Genomic DNA, 21,712 nt, shown 5'->3' with positions numbered 1-21,712 from the left:
ATTTATTGCTCCTCATGCTTATCAACAATGCTTTATTGGGATCCACTGGCAATCTTCTGACACACGGAGCCAATTACCCCGATGATCATACGAGCCACGTTCGCTCTGTTTCTCTGTCTATTTGTATCCATTATCACAACACCAACACCCTATGCCGCGACAATCAATCGTCTGGTTATCTTTGGGGACAGCCTGTCTGATCAAGGAAGACTATATGAATTTTTCCATGATAAAGTCCCGGTTTCCCCTCCGTACTGGTATGGGCGTTTTAGCAACGGCCCTGTCTGGACCGACATCATTTCCGAGCGTTATCCCATCAAGAATCTATCAGAAGGCGGCGCAACGCTTGTTAACTACGCAACATACAGCCTTGCCATCAAGTATCTCTATATTACCTACCTGGGAGAGGAGATTACTCACTTTCTGAAACAGGATGCCTTTCGACCTTCTGACCTCGTCATTATCTGGATGGGAGGCAATGACTACATTGCCTATGACTGGCTCAGCCAGAATGATATGGAGCGGGCAGTCCGTGAACTGTATCTGCAAGTCTTGCGCCTCCGCCTGAAGGGGGCTCAACAAGTCCTGGTTATCAATTTACCCGATATGTCACAAACACCTCTGGCTAAACAGGAAAAGGATGCGGGTCGTTTACACCTGCTCACGATTAGTCATAACCAATTACTTGAAGAAACTTTACTGAGTATCCTGCCATCAGACTTCATCCAGATTTACGATGCGTATTCCGTCTTTGAGGATATTCTGACATTTCCTGATGAATATGGACTGCACGATGCAACTACACCCTGTTATACCGGTAGAATGTGGCGAAATCGCACTATCCCCTCCGAAGCCACGGCTCCCGTCAGGGAAAGCATCTTGTCGGCAAATCGAAAAGTGTCCAATGTTGCAGCCCCTATACACCATCCTCGCAACAGCCCTCAATGTGAAGGCCTGCTTTTTTTTGACAATCTACATCCAACGACCTTTGCGCATGGCATTATCGCGGACAAGCTGGACCAGTTCATACAGGAAAACTATTAACCGGTTCTCATTCAACCCTGAACCTGGCTGAGAAAACTTGACAATACATACCGTCGGCCAAGATAACTGATATAATTGAGACATAAATTAAATAACGATCACATTCGGGCCGGGGAGGCGATAATCCCATGAAAAAGCGATTTCTCGCAGTAGTGACCACACTTTTGACTACCGTCCTGCTCTTTACCTCACCGGCACAGGCCAGTGAAGGTGACGTCCAAATGCAGGAAGTGAACAAGAACACCCTCCAGGCTCGTAATGAAAATCCCGGTTTCTTCACCATGACTGCGGATCTTGTTCTGGCGCGTCCCCTTCTTCTACTCACGACCGCCGTCGGTACCGCGATCTTTATCGTCAGTTCCCCCTTCTCAGCGCTTGGCGGAAACATCAACCAGGCCGCTGACAAGCTCGTTCTGGAACCCGCCAAAGCAACCTTCGTTCGCTGTCTGGGTTGCTCTTACAATGAACATCCGGATTTATAACCTGCTTTAGGTGTCACCATAAAAAAACGGCTGCATGGCCGTTTTTTTATGGCTGAAATCATCACCGCTGATGCGTAATAGCCGCGCCCAGACCACACAATAGAAGCAGGTTTCCAATCAGGACTAAATACGCCACACTACCCAACCTCGTTTGTAACTCACAATTAATGCCTTCATGACAACACCCATTGCCCTGACAATCGCCGGCTCTGACAGTGGTGGCGGCGCCGGTATCCAGGCTGATCTCAAGGCTTTCTCTGCACTGGGCGCGTATGGCTGCTCGGTCATCACTGCGCTGACCGCCCAGAACACCCAGGGGGTGCAGGGCATTGCCGATGTAGAGCCCGCTTTCATCCGACAGCAGATGGACTCCGTGTTCTCAGACATTCCTGTACAGGCTATCAAGATCGGCATGCTGAGCCGTACCGACAGCATCAACGCGGTTGCCGACGGACTCGAAGGCCAGCGTGACAAGCATATCGTGCTGGATCCGGTCATGGTCGCCACCAGCGGTGATCGTCTGCTGCAAGATGCGGCAATCGCCACGCTCAAAGAGCGCCTGATCCCGATGGCCAGCCTGATCACGCCGAACCTGATGGAAGCCGCCGTCCTGCTCGACTGTCCAGTACCCGAAGCCTCCAGTGACATGGAAAAGATGGTGGAACCGTTAATGGCCCTGGGTTGTCAGGCGGTTCTGGTCAAAGGGGGACACCTGACAGAAGCCGAGAGCACAGACATTCTGTTCGATGGCACAGAGATCTACCATCTCCGTTCCCAGCGTATCCAGACCCAGAACACCCACGGCACCGGTTGCACTTTATCGTCAGCGATCACCGCCCTTCTGGCCCGCGGATTCTCTCTGCCCGATGCCGTCAAAACGGCCAAGGACTATATCGCCGAAGCCATTGCCCATGCAGACAATCTGACAATCGGCAAAGGCCATGGGCCAGTACACCACTTCTATCAATGGTGGAAGTGATTTAACGCCTCCCACAGTTCCTGACCACTCATTCAGGTATGGCATGGTAGCTGCTTAATCCCTACCTGCCGTGCCTGAACATTCTGTTCAACAGACACGTCTGCTGATGCCGACACTGGGCAAAACCGCTCTCCAACACGGCCTGATTTCACTGACTACACTCACTCTCCACACAAGGAACGAGCACGCTCTCAAGAACTATTGAACAAACGATGCTCTGAAGTTGTGCAGTAGAGCTGGCCGATACGACCGGCCACGCCGGACCCGCCTGAGTGATCCGGACAGTAAGGACAACATGAGGAGACCAGACCATGTCGACACTTCGCTGTGGACTCATCCAACTGGGGCTGAAGGCAGATACCCGTGAATCACCGGAGCAGATTCGTGAGGTGATGCTGGAGGCGCACATTCCCTACATAGAGCAGGCAGGCAAAGCCGGCGTCAACATACTCTGCTTTCAGGAGGTCTTTACCCAACCCTATTTCTGCCCCAGCCAGGACACCCGCTGGTACGCCGCTGCCGAAAGCATTCCCGATGGTCCTACAACCAAACTCATGCAGGAATATGCCAGAAAGCATCAAATGGTCATCATCGCTCCACTCTTTGAACAGGCGATGACGGGTGTTTACTACAACACGGCAGCCGTCATTGATGCAGATGGCAGTTACCTGGGCAAATACCGCAAAACCCATATCCCGCAGGTTGCCGGTTTCTGGGAGAAGTTCTTCTTCAAACCCGGCAGTTCCGGCTGGCCGGTGTTTGAGACCCGCTATGGGAAAATCGGCGTTTATATCTGTTACGACCGCCACTTTCCGGAAGGCTGGCGAGCTCTGGTGCTCAACGGTGCTGAAATCATTTTTAATCCGTCGGCGACCGTAAAAGGCCTCTCTCAATATCTGTGGGAACTGGAGCAGCCCGCAGCCGCTGCGGCCAATGGCTGCTTCATCGCCGCCATCAACCGTGTCGGGACTGAGTCACCCTGGGATATTGGTGAATTTTATGGTTCCTCCTATTTCGTCAATCCCCGGGGAGCCATTGAATCGCAGGCCAGTGAAACGGACGACGAGCTGCTGATTCATGATCTGGATATGCAACAGGTGCAGGATATCCGCAACCAGTGGCAATTCTTCCGTGATCGCCGTCCCGACCAGTATCACCGTCTGACCCAGCCTGAATAAGGAGACCTGTCATGACACTCTTGATTCAGGGCGGCACTGTCGCCAACCATGACCGTACGTTCCGTGCCGATGTGCTCTGTGAAGACGGCCGGATAGTCGCCGTAAAAGACTCACTGGAACCACCCACAGGTTGTGACATCGTCCATGCTGAGGGTTGCTATGTGATGCCCGGCGGCATTGATCCTCATACCCACATGCAATTGCCATTTATGGGCACAGTAGCCAGCGAGGATTTTTATACCGGCACCTGCGCGGGCCTCGCTGGTGGCACAACCAGTATTATCGATTTTGTCATCCCGGCTCCCGGCGAACGTCTGCTGGATGCCTTCCATAAATGGCGGGGATGGGCAGAAAAAGCGGCATCGGATTATTCCTTCCATGTGGCTGTCACCTGGTGGGATGACAGCGTCTATGAAGACATGGGAACCCTGGTTCATGAGCATGGCGTCAATAGCTTCAAGCATTTCATGGCCTATAAAGGTGCCATCATGGCGCCTGATGACATCCTCGTCGCCAGTTTCAGCCGTTGCCTGGAACTGGGCGCCATACCCACAGTCCATGCCGAGAATGGCGAACTGGTCTGGCATCTTCAGCAGCAACTGCTCCGGGAGGGACTGACAGGCCCGGAAGCCCATCCGCTCTCCCGTCCTCCACTGGTCGAGGGGGAAGCCGCGAGCCGTGCCATACGGATTGCCGGAACGCTGGGGGCGCCCATCTACATTGTCCACGTGTCGACCCAGGATGCTGCGGATGAGATCGCCTATGCCCGGTCAAAAGGCATGAAAGCATTTGGTGAGGTGCTGGCTGGCCACCTGATCATTGACGACAGTGTTTATCGTGACCCCGACTGGGAAAAAGCGGCAGCCCATGTGATGAGCCCCCCGTTTCGCAGCAAGGAACATCAGGACGCGTTATGGAAAGCGCTCCAGTACGGTACCCTGCAAACAACAGCGACTGACCATTGCTGTTTCTGCAACGAACAGAAAGCCATAGGCCGGGACGATTTCACCAAAATTCCCAATGGCACCGCCGGTATTGAAGACCGCATGAGCGTGTTGTGGGATGCGGGCGTGAACACGGGGCGACTGTCTGTGTCTGAGTTTGTCGCAACCACCTCTACCAACGCGGCGCAGATATTTAACATCTACCCGAAAAAAGGCCTGATAGCTCCAGAAGCCGATGCCGATGTCGTGGTCTGGGATCCTACCGCCAGTCGCACCATTTCAGCGCGTACCCATCATCAGAATGTCGATTTCAATATCTTTGAAGGCATGACGGTATCGGGTGTTGCCAATACAACTATCAGTCGGGGGGACGTTGTTTGGTCTGAAGGCGAGCTGCGCGCTGAGGCAGGCAGAGGGACTTACATAACACGTCCCGCCTACCCACCGGTCTATGACGTACTGAAGAAACGAGCTGACCAAAATCCACCACAGGCTGTCAGCCGATAGCCAGCCCAACTCCGGGCAACCATTAACAACCGGTTGCCCGACTTTAGACGGTGAAGTCAGGAATGGTCTCTGGCGCGGTTAACCCCAACCCTCGCAAGAGGATGGTTACCAGTGTGCGATGCCCATCTTGAACCTGAGATTCCCATGATTGGTCTTTATCACCCAGCAACTTGATCTGCGCGGCAAAATCCGCAAAGTGCTGGGTACTGGCCCAGATCATGTACATCAGTTGCCGGCCATCCACTGGTTCAATCAGTTTGTCCCGTTGCCACTGCTCTATCACCGCAACACACTGATCCAGCCAAGGCTTCACCTCACTGGTAATGTAGTCACTGACAAACGGTGCACCGCTAATGACTTCATTGGCCCAAAGACGGGAACCTTCGGGATTCTCCAGGCTGGCACGACATTTCTGGGTGATATAGTGCATCAGGGACTGTGCGGGATCGTGCTCTGAGAGAAAAACATCCGCATCCTGCATCCAGGCTTCTGCGGTTGTCTTAAGCACTTCCAGGTAGAGATCCTGCTTGGAGGGAAAGTAATAATGCACATTCGATTTAGGCAGGTTGACCAGTCGGGCAATGTCACCGGTACTGGTTCCCTTAAAGCCATTGATGGCAAAACAGCGGGTGGCCGCCGCTAGGATTTTCCGAACATTCGCTTCCCGGATTGCCGCCTTATGTGCCGTCTTTGGTACAGGCAGAACCCCGCTTTTTTTTGTAATGGTGCTGGTGTCCATGCTTTATGTCCTGTAACAGGATTCTTGATGCTTCGGCTGCACCGCGATTAAATAACATTGATACGACAGCAGCCATCTATATCACGTCTCTAGTATTCCCCTTTAACGATAACAGCGCAATTCAAGCGGGAAACTATATTCCTGCCCATATACGCAGGAATGGCACGCTATCTGCTTTCATGCCTTTCAAACCGTATGCGTCTATAACTGAAACACCGTGATTACACAGAAGTGTTCTGATAGCTTCTGAAGCAAAGAACAATAACACGCTGATTTGAGGAGCCTTCCCATGAAAGCCTTTGCGGACATCAGCGGTGGACGACTGGAAGCAACTGAATACGACAACAACTTTGCCGACATCAAACCACCGTTGACCACCCTGCAGGCACAGGTAGAAAGCGCACGCTGCCTGTTCTGCTACGATGCGCCCTGCATCACTGCCTGCCCGACCGGCATAGATATTCCTGGTTTTATCCGCGGCATCAATACCGGGAATATTGACGGCGCGGCCCATACGATTCTGACATCGAATATTCTGGGTGCCAGCTGTGCGCGTATCTGTCCTGTGGAAATTCTCTGCGAACAGGCCTGTGTCCGCAGCCATGAACAGGAGTGCCGACCGGTGTTGATTGGTCAACTGCAGCAGCATGCGATGGATCACCGACGCGACAAGTCCGCACAACCGGCCAGTCGAGCCCCTTCTACAGGGAAACGGATTGCCATCATTGGTTCAGGCCCCGCCGGACTGTCTGCGGCATGGCACCTCGCCATCAAGGGGCACGATGCCATCATCTTTGAAGCGGCTGACAAACCCGGCGGCCTGAATACTTATGGTATCGCTCGCTACAAGCTGTCACAGGAAACCGTCGATGAAGAGATCGAGTACCTCATGGGTATTGGGGGTATTGAACTTCATTGTGAGACTGCCATCGGACAGGATATCTCATTATCGGAACTGCGCCGGGAGTACGATGCCGTATTCATCGCCGCAGGCCTGCAGGCCGTCAACTATCTGAACATTGAGGGTGAAGACAGTGATGCCATATGCAATGCTGTCGATTACATCGCGGAACTGCGCCAAAGCCATGAGCTGGCGAAACTACCTGTCGGGCGACGTGTGGTTGTGATTGGCGCCGGCAATACCGCTGTGGATATCGCCACGCAAAGCAGGCAACTGGGCGCTGAGGAAGTGTCCATGGTCTACCGTCGTGGGCCGCAACACATGTCGGCTACTGACCATGAGCAGCATGTCGCCAAAGACCATGGTGTCACACTCCGCTATCACGCCAGACCCGCTCGCATACTGCACAACCATGATGCCATGACTGGTGTCGAATTCGAACGCACCCATACCGATGATCAGGGCAACCTCTCGGGTACCGGAGAATACTATACCCTGCCTGCTGACATGGTATTCAAGGCAACGGGACAAACATTTATTCCCGAGCCATTTACGGATGGAGAAACCCTGCAGCTCTCCAAAGGCCGAATCCATGTGGATGACCAGTTCAGGACCTCACTGACCCATGTGTATGCTGGAGGCGACTGTGTTGACCGCGATGATGACCTCGCGGTTGTGGCAGTCCAACACGGTAAACTGGCAGCCCAAGCCATTGACCTGGACCTGAAAGCACAGGAGGGTCAGTGATCATGGCCGATTTAACCACCCGCTTTCTTGGCATTGAGTCCCCCAACCCATTCTGGCTGGCTTCCGCCCCCCCCACCGACAAGGCATACAACGTCGTCCGTGCCTACGAGGCGGGCTGGGGTGGCGTCGTGTGGAAAACACTCGGTGAAGACCCGCCCATCGTCAATGTCGCCTCGCGGTATTCGGCCCATTATGGGCCGAATCGGCAGGTCATCGGCATCAACAACATCGAACTCATCACCGATCGCCCGTTGCAGGTCAACCTGGATGAGATCACCCAGGTCAAACGGGACTGGCCGGATCGTGGTCTGATCGTGTCACTGATGGTGCCCTGCGAGGAAGACGCCTGGCAGCGCATGCTCAAGCAGGTCGAAGCCACCGGCGCGGACGGTGTTGAACTCAACTTCGGCTGCCCCCATGGCATGCCCGAACGCGGCATGGGGTCTGCGGTAGGCCAGGTGCCTGATTATGTGACGATGGTGACCCAATGGGCCAAAAAACACACCCGTCTTCCCGTGGTGGTCAAGCTGACCCCCAATATCACCGATATACGACTCTCAGCCCGTGCTGCAAAAGCTGGCGGTGCAGACGCCGTTTCCCTGATCAACACCATCAATTCCATTACCCATATTGATCTGGACACCATGGTCAGTGCGCCAGCGGTAGGCGGTCAGTCGACCAACGGCGGTTACTGCGGCCCGGCCGTCAAGCCGATTGCCCTGAACATGGTGTCCCAGATTGGTCTTGATCCTGAAACGGCCGACTTGCCCGTGTCCGGTATCGGGGGCGTCAACAACTGGCGTGATGCGGCTGAATTCATTGCACTTGGCGCGGCCAATGTGCAGGTCTGTACTGCGGCCATGCTGTACGGATTCCGGATTGTTAACGACATGATTGATGGCCTGAGCCGCTGGATGGACGACAAGGGATACAAATCTATTGAAGACTTTCGTGGACAGGCCCTGCCTCATCAAACCTCCTGGCAATACCTGGATCTGAATTACAAGACCATTGCCCACATCGATCCGGCCCAGTGCATTGGTTGCGGGCGCTGCTATGCCGCCTGTGAAGATACGTCCCACCAAGCGATCCGGTATACCCGCAATGAGGGTATTCGTAACTTTTCGGTTATTGAAACTGAGTGCGTGGGTTGTAATCTGTGTCAGATGACCTGTCCGGTGGAAAACTGCATCACCATGGTTGCCCAGGATACCGGCAAGCCCTATCTTAACTGGACGCAACACCCACAGAATCCTTATGCCGGAACAGACTGACAACGGTTAACCCGCAACCCACAGAATAATGAATGACAAGGGAGGCAGTCATGAGCGAGCAGCGATCATCCATGAAAACGCGTGGTGATTTTTTTGAACTGGACGTCGGCGAGGACCTGAAACAAAGTCCGTTGTTTAATGACGATATTGCTCCAACCCGCCTTGAAGAACGCACTTGGAGAACCGGTCATGTCGCCTCCCTGTGGGTGGGCATGGCCATCTGTGTTCCGACGTATACACTGGGTGGTGTGTTAACCGCCTACTTTGGCCTGTCTGTCACCGAAGCGCTGCTGACCATCCTGCTGGCTAATATCATTGTTTTGATTCCCCTGATGCTTAATGCCTTCAGCGGCACCCGCTATGGGATTCCCTTTCCGGTTGTCCTGCGATCGTCGTTTGGCCTGCGCGGTTCCAACCTTCCCTGCCTGATCCGTGCCGTTGTCGCCTGTGGGTGGTTCGGTATCCAGACCCTGTTCGGTGGGCTGGCCATCCATCTGATGTTTTCAGCGTTGTCTGACAGCTGGGCCTCGCTTGGCGGAACAGGTGAAGTCATTGGTTTTTTCCTGTTTCTGGCTTTAAACCTTTACGTTGTTATTCGTGGCTCTGAAGCGATACGTAAGCTGGAAAGTTTTGCCGCCCCCCTGCTGCTGATCGTGGGTATTGGTCTGATGATCTGGGCACTGCCCAAAGTGGATGTTGCCGCCTTGTTCGCAACGCCTGCTAATCGCCCGGAAGGCGACAGTGTCTGGGGTTACTTCTTCGGTGGGCTGACCGCCATGGTAGGGTTCTGGGCCACCCTGTCCCTGAATATTCCTGACTTCAGTCGTTTTGTACGCTCCCAGAAAGACCAGCTGCTGGGCCAGGCGCTGGGGCTGCCATTAACCATGTTTTTCTTTGCGGCACTGGGCGTGGTACTGACAGCAGCCTCCCACACCCTGGTTGGCCAGACCATTTCCGACCCGGTCAACCTGATCGGGCAAATTGATAATAAAGCCGTCGTGGTGATTGCGATGCTTATGATCATTATCGCCACGATCTCCACCAATACCGCTGCGAATATCGTGTCACCGACCAATGATTTCCAGAACATTGCCCCGAAACTGATTGATGGGAAACGGGGCGTTCTGCTGACCGGTCTGGTGGGAATCCTGCTGATGGGATGGGAGCTTCTGCGCAAACTGGATGTGATCACATCAACCACCAGTGTTGAAGCCTTATACACTGGCTGGCTGCTGGGTTATTCCAGCCTGCTGGGACCGATCGCCGGGATCATGATCGTGGATTACTTCATTATCAAAAAACAGCAATTAAACTTGGTGGACCTGTATCGTCAGGGGGGACGCTATCCCTCAGTCAATCCGGCAGCCATGCTCGCCTTTGTCATTCCGGTCGCCCTGACCGTTACGGCAATCATCAGCCAGTCCATGATGTGGTTCTACAACTATGGCTGGTTTACCGGTTCACTGCTGGGAGGGCTGCTCTATTACGCCTTCAGTCAGACACAAACACCGTCAGAACCCACACAAGACAGTGATAATAACTACTCACGTCGAACATCAGACGACAGCCGTAGTGAAGCACTGAGCGCAGAGGTCATCTAAGTCATCCGCTGGTTTGTCATCTACGACAAACCAGCGTTTTATTCCCCTGTAATAATCCGTGCAATTCCACTGGTTCGTGGCTAGGATTTCCGACAAATCCACTGCTGGCCGTTCACTCACACCATGAACGTTTCTGACCTGATCACCGCCAATCAATCCCTCTGGCAGGATTACACCCAACACCGTTTCGTCCGACAACTGGGCGACGGTACATTGCCGGACAGCGCGTTCAGGCATTACCTGATTCAGGATTACCTATTTCTGAAACACTTTGCTCGTGCGTATGCGCTGGCGATTTATAAATGCGACAGCTTTTCTGCCATGCAACGACCATTGGCTGCACTGACCGGCCTGCTGGAACATGAAACCAGCCTGCATGTCGCCTACTGCCAGGAATGGGGTATCTCTGAACAGGACCTGGAGAACATTGAGGAAGACAGTGGCACTGTCGCCTATACCCGGCTGGTGCTGGATATAGGCCAATCCGGTAGCCTGACGGAACTCTATGTCGCGCTGGCGCCCTGCGCGCTGGGTTACGCCGAGATCGGCGCCTGGCTACCAAAACAATCGTTTACTGCCCGTGAAAATAATCCTTACATCGCCTGGATCGATATGTACGCTGGTGAAACCTTCCAGCAACTGGCTGTGGACGAAACCAAGTCATTGGACGAAATGATGAAAGAGATTCATGCAGACAGCCAGCAGGGGCGCAAACTGAACCGGATTTTCCGCGATGCCACCCGCATGGAAATTGCGTTCTGGGAGCAGGGACTGGAAAAGCAGTAAACGGCTACCTTTGTTTAAAAGAATCGATAATAAGCACCCAGACCTATCTTTTCTCCCCTGCAGCCCACGCTTTGTGGGCTGCAGGGGAGAAATATGAAATTACTGTTTAACAGGTACTTAAGCATTGGTCAGGACAAACCGTCAGACGTGACGATATTGCGCAGTTCAGGAATCGCTTTGATCATATAATCCGGGCTGATGTCGTGCGTCCAAGACTCATCCTGTGGATTAAACCAGACCGTACGGATACCCAATTGTTTGGCTGCCAGAACATCGTTCTCCGGGCTATCACCGATATGCAGCATTTCATCAGCCGTCACACCGGCCTGCTCCATGGCCAACTGATACATCAACGGGTCTGGCTTGCTGCTGTTAATTTCCTCAGCTTTCAAGACAAAATCAAAGAAGCGTTCAATCTGCAGGTTAGCCATTTCAATATTGCCATTGGTCAGCGCTGCGAGAGTGTAGTGCTCATGGAGGTATTCCAGTGTTTCCAGTACCCCAGGGTAGTAAGCGATGCGTCGCCGCCACTGACTGAAAATTTCAAACGCCGCTTCAGCCCCTGCAACAACCTCTTCCCGATCGTAGCCCGCGTCTTCCAGCGCTATCTCCATACCAATGACCCGGGCACGACTGACCTGGTGCCGGAACTCCGGGTACTGTTCACGGAAGCGGTTTTTCAGGGCATCCAGTCCTTCAAGATCGTAGTGATCCGTCAGTTTGGGGTAATTGTCCAGCAGCCAGCTATAGCATTGACGCACGGCTTCCTTGATGACGACCAGGTTATCCCACAGGGTATCGTCCAGGTCGAAGGTAATCAGCTTAAGAGTCATTCGTCGTCCTTTTTCCGTGCCCGCGGGTGTGCCCGGTCATAGACGTTGGCCAAGTGCTGGAAATCCAGGTGGGTGTAGATCTGGGTGGTGGAAATATCACTGTGCCCCAACAGTTCCTGAACCGCCCGCAACTCGCCACTGGATTCCAGCAAATGGCTGGCAAAAGAGTGCCTGAGCTTGTGCGGATGCAGGTTGCCATCCAGCCCCTGTTGTAATCCCCACGCCTTTACTCGAACCTGCACCTGTCGTCGGCTGATCCGTTGGCCCCCACGGGCAATAAATACGGCGTTTTCTCCATCCTGCGCCATGTCCCGACGCACCGTCAACCACTGCTGAATCGCGTTTCGGGCTTTACGCCCAACCGGCACGATACGCTCCTTGCTGCCTTTGCCGACGACGCGTACCACGCCCTCGTCAAGATCGAGATCCACCAGGTCCAGCGCCACGAGTTCCGCGAGCCGTAAGCCGGAGGAGTAGAACAACTCCATCATGGCATGATCCCTGAGCGACAGCGGTGAGTCCGGCGTAACATCCAGCACACCGGCAAGCTGATCGGTATCCAGGGTATCCGGCAATTTCTTCGGTCGCTTCGGCGCCTGTACCTGCAACCCGGGATTACTGTGGCAAATACCTTCACGCATCAGGAAATCAAAAAACTGTCGTACAGCTGATAACCAACGGTGCAGGCTGCGGGGGGATAAACCTTCACGGTTCAGTGTCGCCAGGCAACGACGCAGGTGTTCTGCGGTCAATGCCGGCCACTGTTCAATTGTCAGCCCGGCTGCCAACAACGAGAGTTTCTGAATATCGCGTTGATAGGCTGCACAAGTATTCGCGGCAAGGCCTTTTTCATGGCGCAGAAAACCAAGATAGGCATCAACCGCCTGGTCCATGGCCGATGACGATGTTTTGGTTTCCGATGGGTTTTCGTTATTGGTATTGTGCAAGTTTTTCTTGGGCAGGTTGTTTGAGCCCTTGTCCGACGTACTCACATCAGCCGCCCAAGAATGCGCCCCAATGCATCCGCAATAAAGCGAACAAACAGCGTATCAACACCGGCCCGGAACTGGTCGGTCTGTCGGCTACCCAACGCCAGAATACCCAGCCGCTCATGATAATGAAGAGGTGTCACGGCAGCTGAGGCGATCGTGCTGGCATGACCGTGAAAAAGGAAAGCTGCCTCATCGGCACGCAGCCGTCCACAGACCGTACGGTTGCCCTGCATATTGCGGCTTAACAGATCCCGCACATGCCTGCTGAGATCCCGCTCACGGCACAGCCGCACCCGGGTTTCCAGGGGACGATCACTGATCAGGATAAAACTGCAATAATCCATCTGAAAATCGTGCAGCAGACTGTCTTCAAGGGTATCCGCCACCTGGTCCAGGGTATCGGATTCCATGAGTGCCAGCAGTAACCGACGACACTGTTCAAACAGCTGATCATTATCACGGGCAATCGTCACCAGGCTACCGAGCCGCTGATTTAACTCGCTGTTCCGCTCACGCAACAGTGTCACCTGTCGCTCAACCAGGGAAATGGTATCGCCACGCTGATGGGGAATGGAGAGTTCGGCCAGCAGGTCATCCCGGTGATGGAAATAGTCCGGATGCTGTTTGAGGTAATCTGCCACCTCGTCAGCCGTCAGCCCCGTGGTTGACGCCTGCTGCCCCTGTTTGTCCATGATGATCCTGTGTGCCTAACCGTAATGATCAGAGAAAATCATACTGTGGATTATGGCGATGTGCACGATATTAGTATTGCCTATAAGTACAGTATCGGCATTTCAAAATGGCTGCACAATCATTCTTGATAAATTCTATTCAATACACCCTTTTTTCTTATGTATTTTCCTTTTAATCGACTGAGAGCATTACCTATAACTGCTAGCAATCCATTTCTATCGACAAATGAGCAATATTCACGATATTCAACGTATTTCCTCAAATGCCTTTCTTCTGTTTTAGCTCTAGCATAATAGATCAAATTCCACATAATTAGTGCCATAACATTAACATAAATACTGAACCAACCACCCACAGTGACAAAAGGTATAGTAATCAACCACCAATAAACATTTTTAGAAAAATAAGCCGGATGTTTCATCCATCGATATGGACCAGACGAAATAACTCCTCGATAAGTAAGATTTGAAAAACGAACCCCCATTGATAAAGTTGCCCACCAGTATATCCCCCATGAAAGGACAACAAAGATGCCCCAAACCCAGTAAATCGGCGATTCCGGTGAAAAAATATCAGTCCAGTAAAGATTATCTTGCTGATGCAGCACATTTGTTACATGCTGGTTGAAAGGAGGATAGCAGAGCAGGCAGACTAGCCAACCTGAAAGTGTAGAATCAACACTTTTAATATCAGTATTAAACAGCTTTAACGATAATACATAACCAAGAGTACCAATGAGAACATCAATTGTTAGACCTAGGACGAAAAGATATTGGAAAATTTTCGAAGACATGACATCGTCAAGGCGCCATCCTAAAAGATCATTAACAGCAATAATGTAAAAACCATACATTAAAGGTAAGAAAAATGCCTTGACCAGTAAAGCTCGATAAAAATGATTGACCCATTTTCCTGCTGTTATACCAGTCGCCAAAAATCGACCAACATAAAAATACTCATCATACGGGTCGTTTTGCCGAACGTCTGAAAAAACAATATATAATGGAACAAGAATTAATAAAAATGAAAACAACCACAAATCGTTCCAAAAACTTTGCAACCATGTAAAACCAACCATAGTTCCCAAATAACTATAAATCGGTATCACCAGCAGAATAACACTTGCGGAAAAAAACTTATACTTTATTCGCTGAGCAGAAAACTCATGCTTCCGGACCTTAAATAACTGCTTTAAACTTATTGACTCACTAACTATATAGCCAAGAAAAGCAGAAAAAAGCAAAACAACAGGTATTATTGGATGATTAACATCTAGAAGCTTAAATAAAAAGAAAAATGAAAAGAAAAAAGCAACTGCAAATAAAGAACTTTTCATGATTTCATCAAATATAGGTATATAACAAGGGAGAGGACGAAACCTCTCCCAGATACTCAATTAACCACCTGTAGTAGAACCACCTGTAGTAGAACCACCTGTAGTAGAACCACCTGTAGTAGAACCACCTGTAGTAGAACCACCTGTAGTAGAGCTGCTAGCGCTATAGCCTTGAGTACCAGTTAATACAGTGTTAGCCGCAAGATCATTAACTGTGCTATCACCAGTACAGCTTGAACAAGCCAGAGCCCAGTCAGTGCCACCAGCATCTGGAGTCATAGTGAATGTTTGAGCACCGAAAGTAGAACCTGGTTCTACTGTAATCACACCATCAGTGACAGAAGTAATTCGACCTGTTGCCGTTGGAATTCCTGCGGAACCACCATCGCAATCTGCAAGAGCTTGTGTCTGTAAACATAATGCAACAGCTGTACGATAAGAACCAGCCTCAGCAATAGACGCCTGTACAGTAGCGTTTCTTGTGTAATTCTGATACTGCGGAATCGCCACGGCAGCCAAAATACCAATGATCGCCACCACGATCATCAATTCAATCAGTGTGAAACCCTTCTGGTTCGTCATCATTATTATCCTACTTCAGTCGTTTTTATTAGGTCTTTGACCCTCTTCCCGTCCTAGGTTTAGCAAAGGGTGTGCCAGCCAGCTAAAAGGCTGGAAAGTGTGACGGAGGCCGCGTTATTTGCGTCAACAAAGTGCAAAGGATCCGTCAGCCACTGGTTTTCAACCCATGACCACTGACGTCAGTGGTCATGTACTCGGTAACAGGTGACATTCTGCGTCACTTTTTTGACGTGGGGAATACACTCATCAGATCATCGAGCGCTTATCACTGTAAACGTAAAAGGTAATAGGCTATGAAGTACGATTGCCGGAAAGGTTAGAGCAACAACAGAAAACGTATAGGGTACTTTCATCGTACCAATGTCTGGGTCAACAACTGCTCGAGCATGGCAAATCGCTGCTCTACCCGAAACAACAGTTTTTCCAACCGGTTCAGCCTCTCTGCTTGCTGATCCAGCCGGTGTTCCAACTGATCAAACCGCAGCGTTGGCTGGCTTCGCGGGTCGTCGGAAGGTGCGATGCCCTGCTCCAGCTGAATCAAACGCTGTTCAAGCTGGCGGAAATGCTTTTCCACTCGCAGGCCAAGCTGCTGCCGCTCATCCAGTAATATTCGAGCCACTTCCTGTATCAATACGACGACCTCATGGGTATCGTCACCGTTCATCCCTCTGTTACGGGCGTCAATGTCCTGAGCCATGCCATCACCTCCGTTGTAAAAACTGCGCAGTGAGCATAACAAAGCGTGGGTATCACGCACTGACGACCCGGCGAGTATCACTGACAACCACTCAACAGACCGAGTGGTTAAAAACAGCGACAGAATAATCTGTCGTTCAAAAGAAAAAAGAAGTGATACAACAGGATCCTTGGCGAAACCGGCGCTTCCCTGAAACCTTTGACTGCTTAAAATCTTCGGCCGGTTTCGACAAGGCCGTTGAATGTATACGGATCAAATCGGGATTGGCATGACGACTGTGTCAGCCGTTACAACAAAAAACCCTGCCGGGAGTGGTTGTTATTGCCCCTGCCCGGCAGTGTGCAGATACCTGTACAAAACGGCTGCATTCAGCCTAAACGCGCGTCTGGCCTTCATAGACCCGGGTAGCCGGCCCCGTCATCATGACCGGATATCCCTCGCCTTTCCAGGTAATGGACAGTGAGCCGCCGGGCAATGTGACCGTTACAGTTTCTTCCAGCATACCCCGTAACCGACCCGCCACGACGGCCGCACAGGCGCCGGTACCACAGGCCAGGGTTTCGCCAACACCGCGTTCATAGACACGCAGACGAATCTCGGAAGGATTGACGATTTTCATGAAGCCGGCATTACAGCGCTCCGGGAAACGGATATGCCGCTGGATCACTGGGCCGAGCCTTTCGACCGGTGCGCTGTCGACATCCTCGACTTGCAACACCGCATGGGGATTGCCCATGGACACCGCCGCAATCTCCAGCTCCCGTCCATCCACTTCCAGGTTGTAGGTGATCGACTGCCGGTCGGTTTTGAAGGGAATATCCCAGGGATCCAGGATCGGCTCCCCCATATTGACGGTAATATCACCATTCTTCTCAACCCGGAGTTCAATATCGCCCCTGGCGGTCTCGACCCGGATCAGTTCCTTGACGGTCAGCTTTTTATCGCGAACAAAGCGAGCAAAACAGCGAGCGCCGTTGCCACACTGTTCGACTTCGCTGCCATCAGCATTGAAGATCCGATAGCGGAAATCCATCTCTGGCCGGCCGGGCGGCTCCACCAGCAGCAGCTGGTCGAAACCGATGCCGAAGCGCCGGTCCGCCAGGTCACGGATCTGTTCAGGGGACAGACGCACGCTCTGGGTGACCATGTCGACCACCATGAAGTCATTGCCCAGCCCGTGCATCTTTGTAAACCGTAACAGCATAAGGTCCCCTTCAGGGCAGCAGAGACTCCGCCGCCAGCAGTGCTTCCAGTGTTTCCCTCTGACGCACCACGTGGTACGCCTCACCATCGACCATCACTTCCGGCGGCCGGCAGCGCACATTGTAATTGGACGTCATTCCCATACAGTAGGCGCCGGCGGAATGGATCGCCAGCAGGTCGCCTTCCGCCAGGCTGAGCATCCGCTCTTTGCCGAGGAAGTCCGTGCTTTCACAGACCGGACCAACGATGTCGTAGCACTGCGCTTCGCCATCGTTCCGTTTGACTGGCTGGATATCATGCCAGCCGCCATAGAGCGAAGGCCGGATCAGGTCATTCATCGCCGCATCGACAATGGCAAACTGCTTGTGCTCAGTATGCTTAAGCATTTCAACCTGGGTCAGCAGGATGCCCGCGTTACCGGCGATGGAACGGCCAGGTTCCAGTATCAGTTCAAGATTACGGTCGCCCAGACGCTCACGGACCGCAGCCAGATAAACGTCTGGCGCCGGTGGTTCTTCATCTTGATAGGTAATGCCGAGACCACCGCCCAGATCCAGATGTCGAATGGTGATACCCTTTTCTGCCAGGCGGTCAATCAGCCCCAACAGCAGATCCAGTGCATCCAGGAAGGGTGTGATAGTGGTGAGCTGGGAACCGATATGGCAGTCCACACCACTGACCTCAAGGTTGGGCATGGCTGCAGCCTTTTCATACACTGCCTCAGCCCGCTCAATGGCAATGCCGAACTTGTTCTCTTTCAGACCCGTGGAAATATACGGATGGGTTTTGGCATCCACATCCGGATTGACCCGCAGCGAAATGCGGGCCATTTTGCCAGCCTCTGCCGCTACCGCCTGCAGGCGCTCCAGCTCCGGTTCGGATTCCACATTGAAGCAGTACACACCGGCTTCCAGCGCCCGAGCCAGTTCATCGGCCCGCTTGCCCACACCGGAGAACACCACCCGCGCCGGATCACCACCAGCAGCGATGACTTTCTCCAGCTCACCGACCGACACGATATCAAACCCACCACCCAACCGGGCCAGCACATTCAGCACCGCCAGGTTACCATTGGCCTTGACCGCATAGCAGATCATGCCGGGCATGCCTTCCAGCGCCTGGGCGTAGGCAAGGTAACGGGCTTCCAGTTCCGCCCGTGAATAGATGTAAACCGGCGTACCCACCGCCTCGGCGATGGCACTGACCGGCACACCCTCGGCGTAGAGTTCGCCGTTCTGATAAGTAAATGGGCTCATGAAACGGCTACTCCCCCCGCAGCATCAGGTTGTCCTCCACCGACGCACCGGCCTGCAGAGACTGGGACGCTTCCGGCAGGTAAAGCGGGCCTTTCTGGCCACAGGCTGAGAGCATGAATCCCAGGATCGCCAGCACCATTACGCGTTTCATTGAGGACTCCTGTACATGAAGATCAGTATTAGCCGTGAAGTATACCTGCGACACCGCAGTGAGGACAGGCATTGCCAGCGCCCTGACAAGCGGTTAAGTTTGCCCGCTGATTCGCCGGGCAGCCGGTTTGTTATTATTCCTGTGACCGGCACCCTGCCGGACTGAGAGTGGAGCCCCCCTCACCATGATGAGCGAGAATGCCTTCAACCACCGGCTGGACGACCTGATGGTCGCCATCGAAGATGCCATTGAAGACAGCGGTCTGGATATCGACTACGAAACCAGTGCAGGCATCCTGACCCTGACTTTCGAGAACGACAGCAAGATCATCCTGAGTCGCCAGGGCGTTATGCGTCAGCTCTGGCTCGCAGCGAAAAGTGGCGGGTTTCATTTTGATTTTAGTGAAGAGAAAGATGAGTGGATCTGCGACAGCAATGGGGAAACCCTCACTCAGCTTTTGAATCGCTGCGCCAGTGAGCAGGCGGAAGAAAGCGTCAGCCTTGTCTTTTGACAGGGTTGACTCAATCTTTAATTCAATTTAACTCCGTGGAATGCAAGCCGTACTGTTTTATTTGTCATTAAAATCCCGCTATTTCAAATACATAATGCGTGCTTTTTTCATTATGGAGTGAATCATGGCGAGTTCAGCCCCCCTCTCCGCGGGGAAAAGTATCCTTAAAGACATTCAGGCAGCAGCTCCACAAACTGCATCAAATATCAATAGCGGCACCAAAAAACTTGGCGCACATCATGTAACAATAGATTTTTCTTCGGAAAGGCATATTCCATCAGAGCAGTCAGATACAATTCAACGAGAACGTGAAGTGCATACAACGCCGGAACAATCTGTTGATGTATTCACGGTATCATGCAGTAATTATCAAAGTGTGGTCAGACCTTCTAACGTTGAAGACCATCCAAAACACTTCGTAGCTGTAAACAAAAAGTTTTTACATTATGATGCAGAAGCCGAGAACTATTATTTCCTGGCAGTTAATGACGATCAGAGAGTTGAGAAAAAAGAAGTTAAAAACGTCAAAGAAGTACCCGGCAAACCAAGCATAATCAAACTTACCCAAAAGCAGATTTTAGAGGAAAAATGGCGAATTTTTGTTATTGCAGATGAGCTTGCACCTGACTCACTAGTCGCTCTTGAACCAAAGCCAATCGCTTCCCGCAAAACGACCATACAAGTTCACCCATTCTCTCCACAGGAATTAAAAGCCTGCTTTAAGGCTATAAGAATGGAACCTTGGTGTTTTTGTCTACAGCGTGATCAATGGGGTGGTACCGCATGGCGTGATGTTTTAAACATGTGGATAACTGAAATAGAATCTTTCAGAAAAAGGCCAACATCTTATTGCTCAAGCACAGGGAGTGTTAAAGCAATAATATACATGGCACTGACTTATTACGCTTGCCAAAAAGATTCATTTGGAAAAGAGCTAAGTGACACAAAGAAAAACCATTGGGATAGAATAGATAATATATATCACTGTATTTTTAAGACACTGCATCATGTTATTCAATTTCACACTTTGGAAACCAGCATTCCAGACGCAATATCGACCCCTATAACGATAAACGCATCCCTCATTGAACAAAACCTTCCTTTACAGTTCCACTATTACGCTGAATCCATAATAAACAAAATGAAAATCTACATTTCAGAAAAAAATCACAAAAATTTTCCACCGTTCCTGGAACGAGTATTAGCAGAAAATGATAGCAAAGTGTTATTTGTAGACAATGACCATAGTTCAATGGCAGATGAAACGATTGAACCACAAATGTCCTCACCTGATCATTCACCCACAAGACAAGAGACTGCTGTATAAAATACACAATCTCCAATTAACAATTACCACTAATATTGACCCTGGTGGAAATAACAGCGGTAGGATGGGCACTTCGTCATGAAGTGCGCATCCCTCAGCCGCGGCTCCACCAAACGTTTTCTGACAAACAGCACACTCATTCCTGATCGCTGATTCTATCCGCCACACGGTTTAGTAAATCTGGCGGTAAGACACTCTCCAGTTCTGCACACTGCTGTTGGAGTAGCAATGAACTTTCAATACAGACAATCACCCGCTCCCCCAGTTTGATGCTTCTAGTCGATGGAAGCGTCCTGGCTCCATCAGGCGCACGGTGCAATCTGCATAATGGCGATATCACGGCCAATGTCCGTTGATGCAGGCTGCATATCGCTTTATTACGCAGTGTGTCAGCTAACACGACGGTTGGCTCAGGCAATACCACTACATCTTCTGTCATTTCTTCAATGGACAGCTCACCCGGCGCCAGCGCCCCATGCTCAAGTTCATCAAACTGGTCAATCACAGTGGCCAGCTCAGCCACTGTCAGACTGTTATGTTCCTGCAGTAATTGAGCAACCCAACCTTCGGCGACAACGGGACGATAACCTTTCTCGATCAGTACAGGGGTCAAGACACAGACGACGACATCCCGATCTTCCCGCGCCAGCTGACAAAGGGGTTGCCGCTCCTGGAGAAGTTCGTCAAAGCGTTTATCACTCAGTCCAGCCGTTTCCTCACCGAGGAAGAACAGATCATTATCGCCAACATCCTGAAGAAAGTTGTCTGCAACAAAGTCATCCTGATGAACAAATGCCCTGTTATCACTTTCTCCTGATATACCCACTGCCCTATCACGCGGATGATCAGTGAGCGCCCTGGCTTCAGGCACCATTTTCTTGAAGAACGCAGACATCCGTTTCATGTCATCCCTGTCCGATGTGAGCTTTTTACGGTACGTATTCTTAAA

23 protein-coding genes are annotated in these 21,712 nt (G+C 51.7%); 12 read left to right on the top strand and 11 right to left on the bottom strand.

Annotated elements, in window-relative coordinates; genetic code table 11:
- Positions 1 to 81: 81 nt before the first annotated feature.
- The 5 genes from KHS78_RS17155 to hydA all read left to right on the top strand — a co-directional run bounded on the left by KHS78_RS17155 (position 82) and on the right by hydA (position 5,134).
- Positions 82 to 1,044 (top strand): SGNH/GDSL hydrolase family protein, encoded by a 963-nt coding sequence (locus KHS78_RS17155; protein ID WP_211829777.1) that lies wholly within the window; start codon positions 82 to 84, stop codon positions 1,042 to 1,044.
- Positions 1,045 to 1,172: 128 nt separating this feature from the next.
- Positions 1,173 to 1,526 carry a hypothetical protein gene (locus tag KHS78_RS17150; protein ID WP_246506637.1) on the top strand — a complete coding sequence of 118 codons (354 nt, stop codon included), beginning with the start codon at positions 1,173 to 1,175 and terminating at the stop codon, positions 1,524 to 1,526.
- 175 nt (positions 1,527 to 1,701) lie between these two features.
- A complete protein-coding gene (gene thiD / locus KHS78_RS17145) occupies positions 1,702 to 2,505 on the top strand; it encodes a bifunctional hydroxymethylpyrimidine kinase/phosphomethylpyrimidine kinase (protein ID WP_211829776.1) in 804 nt (267 codons plus the stop codon).
- A gap of 311 nt (positions 2,506 to 2,816) precedes the next feature.
- On the top strand, positions 2,817 to 3,683 hold the full coding sequence (locus KHS78_RS17140; RefSeq protein ID WP_211829774.1) for a nitrilase-related carbon-nitrogen hydrolase: 867 nt from the start codon (positions 2,817 to 2,819) through the stop codon (positions 3,681 to 3,683).
- Between the two features lie 11 nt (positions 3,684 to 3,694).
- Positions 3,695 to 5,134 carry a dihydropyrimidinase gene (gene hydA, locus KHS78_RS17135; RefSeq protein ID WP_211829773.1) on the top strand — a complete coding sequence of 480 codons (1,440 nt, stop codon included), beginning with the start codon at positions 3,695 to 3,697 and terminating at the stop codon, positions 5,132 to 5,134.
- A 43-nt stretch (positions 5,135 to 5,177) separates the two neighbouring features.
- Here hydA and KHS78_RS17130 read toward each other — a convergent pair whose 3' ends face one another.
- Positions 5,178 to 5,873: a TetR/AcrR family transcriptional regulator gene (locus tag KHS78_RS17130; RefSeq protein WP_211829771.1), complete on the bottom strand. Its 696-nt coding sequence runs from the start codon at positions 5,871 to 5,873 to the stop codon at positions 5,178 to 5,180.
- Between the two features lie 289 nt (positions 5,874 to 6,162).
- Here KHS78_RS17130 and KHS78_RS17125 point away from each other — a divergent pair, with 289 nt between their 5' ends.
- The 4 genes from KHS78_RS17125 to tenA all read left to right on the top strand — a co-directional run bounded on the left by KHS78_RS17125 (position 6,163) and on the right by tenA (position 11,182).
- Positions 6,163 to 7,521, top strand: a complete 1,359-nt coding sequence (locus KHS78_RS17125; RefSeq protein WP_211829770.1) for an NAD(P)-dependent oxidoreductase — start codon at positions 6,163 to 6,165, stop codon at positions 7,519 to 7,521.
- A gap of 2 nt (positions 7,522 to 7,523) precedes the next feature.
- Positions 7,524 to 8,795: an NAD-dependent dihydropyrimidine dehydrogenase subunit PreA gene (gene preA / locus KHS78_RS17120; protein ID WP_211829769.1), complete on the top strand. Its 1,272-nt coding sequence runs from the start codon at positions 7,524 to 7,526 to the stop codon at positions 8,793 to 8,795.
- 50 nt (positions 8,796 to 8,845) lie between these two features.
- Positions 8,846 to 10,396 (top strand): NCS1 family nucleobase:cation symporter-1, encoded by a 1,551-nt coding sequence (locus tag KHS78_RS17115; RefSeq protein WP_211829768.1) that lies wholly within the window; start codon positions 8,846 to 8,848, stop codon positions 10,394 to 10,396.
- A 123-nt stretch (positions 10,397 to 10,519) separates the two neighbouring features.
- Entirely contained in the window at positions 10,520 to 11,182 is a 663-nt protein-coding gene (gene tenA / locus KHS78_RS17110; protein WP_211829767.1) for a thiaminase II, read from the top strand.
- Positions 11,183 to 11,310: 128 nt separating this feature from the next.
- Here the strand turns inward: tenA and KHS78_RS17105 are convergent, their stop codons facing one another.
- From KHS78_RS17105 to lptM, 9 genes are all read right to left on the bottom strand, one after another.
- Complete coding sequence (locus tag KHS78_RS17105; protein ID WP_211829766.1) at positions 11,311 to 12,015, bottom strand: HAD family hydrolase; 705 nt, start codon at positions 12,013 to 12,015, stop codon at positions 11,311 to 11,313.
- The gene (gene xerC / locus KHS78_RS17100; RefSeq protein ID WP_425513973.1) at positions 12,012 to 13,007 is read right to left on the bottom strand and encodes a tyrosine recombinase XerC; all 996 of its coding nucleotides are present in this window, start codon (positions 13,005 to 13,007) and stop codon (positions 12,012 to 12,014) included. Before xerC ends, KHS78_RS17105 begins: the two co-directional genes overlap by 4 nt.
- On the bottom strand, positions 13,004 to 13,699 hold the full coding sequence (locus KHS78_RS17095) for a DUF484 family protein (protein ID WP_211829764.1): 696 nt from the start codon (positions 13,697 to 13,699) through the stop codon (positions 13,004 to 13,006). The genes xerC and KHS78_RS17095 overlap by 4 nt, the downstream gene beginning before the upstream one ends.
- A gap of 119 nt (positions 13,700 to 13,818) precedes the next feature.
- Positions 13,819 to 15,036 carry a methyltransferase family protein gene (locus tag KHS78_RS17090; protein WP_211829761.1) on the bottom strand — a complete coding sequence of 406 codons (1,218 nt, stop codon included), beginning with the start codon at positions 15,034 to 15,036 and terminating at the stop codon, positions 13,819 to 13,821.
- A 60-nt stretch (positions 15,037 to 15,096) separates the two neighbouring features.
- Positions 15,097 to 15,618 carry a pilin gene (locus tag KHS78_RS22695; RefSeq protein WP_425513975.1) on the bottom strand — a complete coding sequence of 174 codons (522 nt, stop codon included), beginning with the start codon at positions 15,616 to 15,618 and terminating at the stop codon, positions 15,097 to 15,099.
- A 349-nt stretch (positions 15,619 to 15,967) separates the two neighbouring features.
- Positions 15,968 to 16,315 carry a hypothetical protein gene (locus KHS78_RS17080; RefSeq protein WP_211829760.1) on the bottom strand — a complete coding sequence of 116 codons (348 nt, stop codon included), beginning with the start codon at positions 16,313 to 16,315 and terminating at the stop codon, positions 15,968 to 15,970.
- Positions 16,316 to 16,688: 373 nt separating this feature from the next.
- The gene (gene dapF, locus KHS78_RS17075; RefSeq protein ID WP_211829758.1) at positions 16,689 to 17,519 is read right to left on the bottom strand and encodes a diaminopimelate epimerase; all 831 of its coding nucleotides are present in this window, start codon (positions 17,517 to 17,519) and stop codon (positions 16,689 to 16,691) included.
- A 10-nt stretch (positions 17,520 to 17,529) separates the two neighbouring features.
- Positions 17,530 to 18,774, bottom strand: a complete 1,245-nt coding sequence (gene lysA, locus KHS78_RS17070; RefSeq protein WP_211829756.1) for a diaminopimelate decarboxylase — start codon at positions 18,772 to 18,774, stop codon at positions 17,530 to 17,532.
- Between the two features lie 7 nt (positions 18,775 to 18,781).
- Positions 18,782 to 18,925, bottom strand: coding sequence for an LPS translocon maturation chaperone LptM (gene lptM / locus KHS78_RS17065; protein WP_211829754.1), 144 nt, complete (start codon positions 18,923 to 18,925; stop codon positions 18,782 to 18,784).
- A 15-nt stretch (positions 18,926 to 18,940) separates the two neighbouring features.
- Between lptM and KHS78_RS17060 the strand changes: the two genes are divergently transcribed.
- The 3 genes from KHS78_RS17060 (at position 18,941) to KHS78_RS17050 (ending at position 20,763) form a co-directional block, all read left to right on the top strand.
- Positions 18,941 to 19,090 (top strand): hypothetical protein, encoded by a 150-nt coding sequence (locus KHS78_RS17060; protein WP_211829752.1) that lies wholly within the window; start codon positions 18,941 to 18,943, stop codon positions 19,088 to 19,090.
- Between the two features lie 19 nt (positions 19,091 to 19,109).
- Positions 19,110 to 19,436 carry an iron donor protein CyaY gene (gene cyaY / locus KHS78_RS17055; RefSeq protein WP_246506635.1) on the top strand — a complete coding sequence of 109 codons (327 nt, stop codon included), beginning with the start codon at positions 19,110 to 19,112 and terminating at the stop codon, positions 19,434 to 19,436.
- Between the two features lie 124 nt (positions 19,437 to 19,560).
- The gene (locus tag KHS78_RS17050) at positions 19,561 to 20,763 is read left to right on the top strand and encodes a hypothetical protein (RefSeq protein WP_211829750.1); all 1,203 of its coding nucleotides are present in this window, start codon (positions 19,561 to 19,563) and stop codon (positions 20,761 to 20,763) included.
- A 136-nt stretch (positions 20,764 to 20,899) separates the two neighbouring features.
- Here KHS78_RS17050 and KHS78_RS17045 read toward each other — a convergent pair whose 3' ends face one another.
- Positions 20,900 to 21,667, bottom strand: a complete 768-nt coding sequence (locus KHS78_RS17045; RefSeq protein ID WP_211829748.1) for a hypothetical protein — start codon at positions 21,665 to 21,667, stop codon at positions 20,900 to 20,902.
- Positions 21,668 to 21,712 lie beyond the last annotated feature (45 nt).

The organism is Kistimonas asteriae, from assembly GCF_018263925.1.
Classification (GTDB): Bacteria; Pseudomonadota; Gammaproteobacteria; order Pseudomonadales; family Endozoicomonadaceae; genus Kistimonas; species Kistimonas asteriae.
The sequence above is the reverse complement of the archived record's forward strand: the minus strand, read 5'-3'. Positions and strand labels throughout refer to the sequence as shown.